Here is a 5,506-nt window from a genome sequence, read left to right as displayed (position 1 = left end):
CAGTGCAGTAGTGGTTGAAGCAGGAAGCTCCGACTTCTATAAGTCGGGGTAATTCACACCAAAAGAATCTTTAAAATATTGTTCATATTCCAAGTTTCTCTCCCACGGCTCCCTAATATATATCTCAACAATTCCAAGTTCCCGTGCCTCTTTCAGCATCCTCGATACTTTTGATCTGGAAGTATACATTCTCTCAGCAATCTGATTTTGTGTCATTTCTGAATTATAATATAAATCTGCAACAGAAGCTAAAATATTCCATTTTTCCTGAACACTCATTGATTCATAATTTTTAATATCTTCCATTTTTTACTCCATTTCTATATCCAACAAATAAAATCAAGCGGATATTCGCAATCCGCCCTACTGCTTGCTCATAACACTATTAGCTGCTATAGCAGCATATCAGAAGGGGCTTTTCCCCTCCTGATACAAGCAAATCCCCAGCCTCCACTCATCGCGCTACGCAATAGAATGGACCTCCTTGATAGTATTAAAATATTGTATCTTATAAACAAGAACGAAATGGGATATTCTGTGGTGCTTCAAAGCAGTCCTCAAATCCGCGTCTATGGTGATAATATTTCTTATCTTTATCAGCCGGATAAGTATATTTTCCGCCTACCTGCCAATAGTAAGGCTTAAATTTATATTCATTTCTATCCTTCTTAAAATTATATAAAAGGTCAATTTCATTACAATCCGGCTGGAAGTTTGTCCACACATCCCAATGAATTGGAATTACAACTTTACACTGCAGGTTTTCTGCCATACGAAGTACATCTATCGATGTCATCTTATCCTGCATACCAATAGGATTTTCTCCAAATGACGCAAATGCAACATCAATCGGATAGTCTGTTCCCTGTTTTTTTATCCCTAAAAATTATTCCACCGCTTTATCTTCATCAGCCTTATACTCAAAGAAATCAAAGTCCGCATAATGCTTATGCTTTACTCTGTCAGCACAGGTGATTCCGACCATTGTTCCGGTAAATTCACCGTACTTGCAATACTCATCTGAGAATTTTGTTGTATCAAACGGTATTCCTATCTTATTGTAATCTCTTCCGTTATAGCTCCAGAAGAACTGCGAATGTTTTCCTCTTATTTCAAGTCTGAAATAGATAGGTACATCATCTACTGCAAGCCTTGTATTGACAAACTCCGTTTTTTCTCCATTCTCAAGTGCGATTATTGAGATTGCACTCTGTCCGAGTGTCTCACTGTAATATTTGCGGAGATTTATATAATTCATGTTGTCATAATAAATTATAAGTCCTGCTGAGTGCTGGTGCACTTCCGGTACAAATTCCATCTTTGTTGTAACAGTGGCATACACGCTTGTTAGTTTTCTTGCAAGTATGCTTACTTTGTTTAAAGATGCTCTCGATTCCTGACCACGCAGACGGACATAACCTTTTCTTGCCGTTACATCGGCGAAACTCTGTGGCATTATTCTAGGTGCATAATAGAAATTGCCGAGTGTGTCATCGTCAAAGTCATCAAAATCTGGTATCTGTTTTACCGGATATTCAGGCAGCTTGCTCTCCTCACAATACTCTTTTGCAATATTGCTTCCGTCTGCCATCCGAAGCCATCCGTCCTCTGTCCATTTCATTTTCTGGATTGCCGTTTCACGACCGAGTGTGCAGCGAAGTTCCGGTCTGAACGGTCTTGAACAAAGATGCACAAGATATACCTCGCCAAGCTGTGTCTCAACATAACTTCCATGTCCGGCTTTCTGCAATACCACATCAGGATTGAAGTATTTTGGTTTCAAATGGTCTGGATCGTGTCGCTCATTTGATACGAGCGGATTTGATGTAACTATAGGATTCATAGGATCACCTTCATATGGTCCCCACACATTTTTTGAGCGTCCCATTGTTACACAGTGGTTATATCCCGTACCGCCCTCTGCACACATAATATAATAATAACCGTTTCTCTTTGTAAGATGAGGAGCTTCGATACATCCTCTGTCCGTACCTCCACGCCAGATGCGTTTTGGATAACCGATTATCTCTTTCTTTTCAGGGTCATACTCAGAGATTGCGATAACGCCCGGCTTTTCATAGCCCTCTCTTGTCTCCCAGTCAAGTGAGACAATATATTTTCTTCCGTCATCATCGTGGAGTATTGACGCATCAAATCCTGATGAGTGTAAATATACCGGCTCACTCCACGGTCCTCTTATGTCCTTTGCAGTGATAACAAAATTATCCACATCAAAATATCTTGCATTCATTGAATTCATGACACCATATACAACATAGAACATATCTTCCTGCTCACAATATGTAAGACATGGTGCCCATATTCCCTTTGCTGAAGGCAGTTTCTTGAGGTCAGGATTAGTATCATCTGTGAGAACATGTGTGTAAAGCTCCCAGTTTTTCATATCTTTTGAATGGTAAACCGGTATTCCCGGAAACCACTCAAATGTTGATACTGCAATATAATAATCATCACCTTTACGGCAGATACATGGGTCAGGGTTAAAACCTTTTAATATTGGATTTTTAAGCATTTTTATTCGCTCCTTCCTTTTCAAGTGCTTCAACGATTCCGTCATACTCTTTATCAAGTTTGTAGAACCACATTACAACAACCTGTCCTATACAAAGGATTGCAGGAATCCAGATAAATGTGATTTCTGAACCTGTGCCTGCTCCTGCTGCACCGATAACCCAGCCAAGGATCGCAGAACCAAGTCCGTTTCCTACCTTGAAACCAAAACTTGAAGCAGAATTTATAAGTCCCTCTGTACGGTAACCTGTTTTCCACTCACCATACTCGATAGTATCAGATACGATTGCGAACATACATGATGAAATTCCGGCATTTCCAACACCTTTAAGTACACACGCAGTTATTATTCCTGCCATGTTTGTTCCAACAAAGCCAAACATTGCAAAACCGAGTCCATAGATAACAGCTCCGATGATGAGCATATTTCTCTTACCAATCTTCTTAATGATAAATGCAGTAAAGAACATCACACCTATCTGAACAAGGTTTGCAACAAGGTTCATTGTTCCAACCATGTCACTGTTGTGGAGTATGTTTTTTGCGTAATATACTGCTGCCCCACCATTTAACGAATAATTGATAAAGATAAATACAAGTGTTATTGTTATCATTATCCAGTATTTATTCTGGAACAATAAACCGATTCCCTTTACAAATGGAACCTTTTCCTGTTTTGTATCTTTTGCAGGAACTACGCGCTCTTTTGTTCCTGTAAATGTTATCATAAATACGATTACTGCCAAAATTCCAAATACAGCAAATGTTTTTGTCCATGCTGAAAGATTATTTCCGAAAAATTCAACTAAAGGAAGTGTAAGATTTGTAATAATCAATGTTCCTGTTGTTGCCAATATCATACGGAAAATGCTGAGCACTGAACGCTCATACTGATCCTGTGTAATCAGTGAATTAAGTGTTGCATATGGTACATTTATAGCTGTATATATAACAGAAGAAACTAAATTGTAGGTTATAAAAATATATACCAGCTTAGCCGAATTACCAAGTCCTGATGGAACTGAAAACAGTAGGATTCCTGCCAGTGCAAATGGGATTGCCATGCGGAGTATCCACGGTCTGCACTTTCCAAATCTTGATTTTGTCCTGTCAACGATAATTCCCATTATCAAGTCCGTAACGCCATCAAACACTCTTGATAAAAGCATTATAGTACCGATAACGCCTGCACTTACATGAACATAATCTGTGTAATAAAATAAAAGAAATGATGACATTGCCGAGTAGATGATATTACAGCCTAAATCTCCGCAGCCATAAGAAAAACGCTCCCAAAAACGGATTTCACTTTTTTTCTGACTCATAACGAGCCCTCCTTTCGCCTTTATATCATAATCACCAACTTATAAGGTCTAAGTCCGAAATCCTATTTGTCTGTGTGTAGATATTTTCTTTTAACACAGTTCAAAATGATTTCGTAACTATCTTTAATGTAATTACAGTATAAACTCTTATATACAAAAGAAACTCCATCTATTCAGACACAAAAAAGGTATTATTCCGACTTTTATATATCAACAAAAGACACCATAAAAATGATGTCTTTATCTATGCCTTTTATTTACTTTGATACTTTTTCCTATGTTCCCTCGGTGTGCAGCCATACTGTGAGCGAAAATACTTCATTGCAAGATGGTGATTTGTACAGCCATGTCTCTCAAAAATCTCTGCAACTGAATCTGCCGTATTAACAAGATCACGATGTACATAACCGATACGCACAATATATATATAGTCAGTAACAGTACAGTTCATATACTTCTTAAAAAATCGTGCCATATAATCAGCATTATATCCAAATTGATCTGCGATAACCACTGTTGATATTCCATCAGCATGATTTTTGTCTATAAAATCCATTATCCCCTTTATCCTATTGAAATACTTATCATCCCTGTCGAAATCTCTTTGCAAAAGTTTTTCAGAATATGAATGGATAAGCGTAAATAATAACTCATAAAGCAGACTGTTAAAACGAAGAAGATAACCTTCAGGACGCACATCATAGACAACATACATATCCGTAAAAATCTTTTTTAACCGTTCAAGCTTTGTCTTTTCAATCTCATCCCCCGGATGCATATCAACAAAAAACCTGCGAAGATGCATTGACGGAATATATTTGTCATAAAAACGCTGTGGAATCTGAAGTACAAGTGCCTCGTTTTTTTCCGCCAGAACAGAATGTATCTCTCTTGGATTTGCCATAAAAAATTCACCATCACAGGCTGTCACCTTGACACCTCTTGGAAGATTAAGCACAACTTTCCCCTTGATAACATAAACAATCTCAAGACTATTGTGCCAATGTGGTGAAACATAACTGCCCTCATCCTTAGACAGATAAAATCTCACATCTACATCCGGATTACTTGTCACGATTTCATGACGCATCTTTTCTGGTTCCATCTATCAACACTTCCTTGCCTTTAAACGCAAAACCATAATGGTGGATATTTGAAGGATTTACTCCTCTCCCTATCAACTCTGCATCATAATTTTTTTCTTCTATCTGTTTTAATGCCGCTTCGACTGTTTCCTCAAGTGTGTTTTCTTTTCTTGGATTTATTACTTTAAATTCTATTACTATTCCAGGGAGACCTCTTCCTTGGTACTTATCGTTGTTTTTGTCTATAGGTTCCATCATTATATCATATCTGCCAAAGCCACTTTCACGATTTGAGGTTATGATATAATTTTCGGACTGGTCTACCATAAGACCTAAGACAAAGCCATGGTAGAAATTCTCTGGTGCTTTTTTTGAAGCTGTTTTCTTTCCTGAGTCAAATGAACTAAATGTATTCAAAGCTACCTCATTCATATACTCATTCATTGCTTCTACATCCCCACTGATAAGTGCTTTTACAAACTCATTTTTTTCATTTTTCGCAGGAGTGAACCATCTGAGTATCATTTTTCTAAACATAAACAGGATTTCTCTGTTTGTAAGCGT

The 5,506-nt window shown here is 37.7% G+C and carries 6 protein-coding genes; all 6 read right to left on the bottom strand.

Annotation, left to right across the window (positions count from 1 at the left end; genetic code table 11):
• Positions 1 to 36: 36 nt before the first annotated feature.
• On the bottom strand, positions 37 to 306 hold the full coding sequence (locus KQI69_RS09455) for a MarR family transcriptional regulator (protein ID WP_253289084.1): 270 nt from the start codon (positions 304 to 306) through the stop codon (positions 37 to 39).
• Positions 307 to 508: 202 nt separating this feature from the next.
• Positions 509 to 808: a hypothetical protein gene (locus KQI69_RS09450; protein WP_371818810.1), complete on the bottom strand. Its 300-nt coding sequence runs from the start codon at positions 806 to 808 to the stop codon at positions 509 to 511.
• Positions 809 to 886: 78 nt separating this feature from the next.
• Positions 887 to 2,533, bottom strand: coding sequence for a glycoside hydrolase family 43 protein (locus tag KQI69_RS09445; RefSeq protein ID WP_216565132.1), 1,647 nt, complete (start codon positions 2,531 to 2,533; stop codon positions 887 to 889).
• Positions 2,526 to 3,857, bottom strand: coding sequence for an MFS transporter (locus KQI69_RS09440; protein WP_216565131.1), 1,332 nt, complete (start codon positions 3,855 to 3,857; stop codon positions 2,526 to 2,528). The genes KQI69_RS09445 and KQI69_RS09440 overlap by 8 nt, the downstream gene beginning before the upstream one ends.
• 253 nt (positions 3,858 to 4,110) lie before the next feature.
• On the bottom strand, positions 4,111 to 4,962 hold the full coding sequence (locus KQI69_RS09435) for an AraC family transcriptional regulator (protein ID WP_216565130.1): 852 nt from the start codon (positions 4,960 to 4,962) through the stop codon (positions 4,111 to 4,113).
• Positions 4,937 to 5,506: PD-(D/E)XK nuclease domain-containing protein (locus tag KQI69_RS09430; RefSeq protein WP_216565129.1), on the bottom strand; the 570-nt coding region annotated here is incomplete at its 5' end. The genes KQI69_RS09435 and KQI69_RS09430, both read right to left, overlap by 26 nt.

Source organism: Eubacterium sp. MSJ-13, from assembly GCF_018918235.1.
GTDB lineage: Bacteria > Bacillota > Clostridia > Lachnospirales > Lachnospiraceae > Butyribacter.
The sequence above is the reverse complement of the archived record's forward strand: the minus strand, read 5'-3'. Positions and strand labels throughout refer to the sequence as shown.